Raw genomic sequence first — 2,614 nt, 5'->3', positions numbered from 1 at the left:
TACGGAGTTACAAAGGAACGAGGTAGATGAAGAGGTCTGGAAAGGCCCGCCATAGAAGGTAACAGCCCTGTAGTCAAAACTTCGTTCTCTCCTGAGTGGATCCTGAGTACGGCGGAACACGTGAAATTCCGTCGGAATCCGGGAGGACCATCTCCCAAGGCTAAATACTCCCTAGTGACCGATAGTGAACCAGTACCGTGAGGGAAAGGTGAAAAGCACCCCGGAAGGGGAGTGAAAGAGATCCTGAAACCGTGTGCCTACAAGTAGTCAGAGCCCGTTAACGGGTGATGGCGTGCCTTTTGTAGAATGAACCGGCGAGTTACGATCCCGTGCAAGGTTAAGCAGAAGATGCGGAGCCGCAGCGAAAGCGAGTCTGAATAGGGCGCATGAGTACGTGGTCGTAGACCCGAAACCAGGTGATCTACCCATGTCCAGGGTGAAGTTCAGGTAACACTGAATGGAGGCCCGAACCCACGCACGTTGAAAAGTGCGGGGATGAGGTGTGGGTAGGGGTGAAATGCCAATCGAACCTGGAGATAGCTGGTTCTCTCCGAAATAGCTTTAGGGCTAGCCTCAAGGTAAGAGTCTTGGAGGTAGAGCACTGATTGGACTAGGGGCCCCTACCGGGTTACCGAATTCAGTCAAACTCCGAATGCCAATGACTTATCCTTGGGAGTCAGACTGCGAGTGATAAGATCCGTAGTCGAAAGGGAAACAGCCCAGACCGCCAGCTAAGGTCCCAAAGTATACGTTAAGTGGAAAAGGATGTGGAGTTGCTTAGACAACCAGGATGTTGGCTTAGAAGCAGCCACCATTTAAAGAGTGCGTAATAGCTCACTGGTCGAGTGACTCTGCGCCGAAAATGTACCGGGGCTAAACGTATCACCGAAGCTGCGGACTGTTCTTCGAACAGTGGTAGGAGAGCGTTCTAAGGGCTGTGAAGCCAGACCGGAAGGACTGGTGGAGCGCTTAGAAGTGAGAATGCCGGTATGAGTAGCGAAAGAGGGGTGAGAATCCCCTCCACCGAATGCCTAAGGTTTCCTGAGGAAGGCTCGTCCGCTCAGGGTTAGTCGGGACCTAAGCCGAGGCCGAAAGGCGTAGGCGATGGACAACAGGTTGATATTCCTGTACCACCTCCTCACCATTTGAGCAATGGGGGGACGCAGGAGGATAGGGTAAGCGCGGTATTGGATATCCGCGTCCAAGCAGTTAGGCTGGGAAATAGGCAAATCCGTTTCCCATAAGGCTGAGCTGTGATGGCGAGCGAAATTTAGTAGCGAAGTTCCTGATTCCACACTGCCAAGAAAAGCCTCTAGCGAGGTGAGAGGTGCCCGTACCGCAAACCGACACAGGTAGGCGAGGAGAGAATCCTAAGGTGATCGAGAGAACTCTCGTTAAGGAACTCGGCAAAATGACCCCGTAACTTCGGGAGAAGGGGTGCTCTGTTAGGGTGCAAGCCCGAGAGAGCCGCAGTGAATAGGCCCAGGCGACTGTTTAGCAAAAACACAGGTCTCTGCGAAGCCGTAAGGCGAAGTATAGGGGCTGACGCCTGCCCGGTGCTGGAAGGTTAAGAGGAGCGCTTAGCGTAAGCGAAGGTGCGAATTGAAGCCCCAGTAAACGGCGGCCGTAACTATAACGGTCCTAAGGTAGCGAAATTCCTTGTCGGGTAAGTTCCGACCCGCACGAAAGGCGCAACGATCTGGGCACTGTCTCAACGAGAGACTCGGTGAAATTATAGTACCTGTGAAGATGCAGGTTACCCGCGACAGGACGGAAAGACCCCGTGGAGCTTTACTGCAGCCTGATATTGAATGTTGGTACAGCTTGTACAGGATAGGTAGGAGCCTTGGAAACCGGAGCGCCAGCTTCGGTGGAGGCATCGGTGGGATACTACCCTGGCTGTATTGACCTTCTAACCCGCCGCCCTTATCGGGCGGGGAGACAGTGTCAGGTGGGCAGTTTGACTGGGGCGGTCGCCTCCTAAAAGGTAACGGAGGCGCCCAAAGGTTCCCTCAGAATGGTTGGAAATCATTCGCAGAGTGTAAAGGCACAAGGGAGCTTGACTGCGAGACCTACAAGTCGAGCAGGGACGAAAGTCGGGCTTAGTGATCCGGTGGTTCCGCATGGAAGGGCCATCGCTCAACGGATAAAAGCTACCCCGGGGATAACAGGCTTATCTCCCCCAAGAGTCCACATCGACGGGGAGGTTTGGCACCTCGATGTCGGCTCATCGCATCCTGGGGCTGTAGTCGGTCCCAAGGGTTGGGCTGTTCGCCCATTAAAGCGGTACGCGAGCTGGGTTCAGAACGTCGTGAGACAGTTCGGTCCCTATCCGTCGCGGGCGCAGGAAATTTGAGAGGAGCTGTCCTTAGTACGAGAGGACCGGGATGGACGCACCGCTGGTGTACCAGTTGTTCTGCCAAGGGCATCGCTGGGTAGCTATGTGCGGACGGGATAAGTGCTGAAAGCATCTAAGCATGAAGCCCCCCTCAAGATGAGATTTCCCATTCCGCAAGGAAGTAAGATCCCTGAAAGATGATCAGGTTGATAGGTCTGAGGTGGAAGTGTGGCGACACATGGAGCTGACAGATACTAATCGATCGAGGACTTAACC

1 rRNA gene is annotated in these 2,614 nt (G+C 54.1%); it reads left to right on the top strand.

Features of this window, described 5'->3' with window-relative positions:
• Positions 1 to 2,614: ribosomal RNA gene (locus Q3W56_RS20500) — 23S ribosomal RNA — on the top strand; the annotation flags it as partial.

It is taken from the genome of Bacillus sp. C28GYM-DRY-1 (assembly GCF_030519405.1).
Lineage (GTDB): Bacteria > Bacillota > Bacilli > Bacillales > Bacillaceae > Bacillus > Bacillus spizizenii_A.
This window is presented reverse-complemented; position numbering and strand designations above follow the sequence as displayed.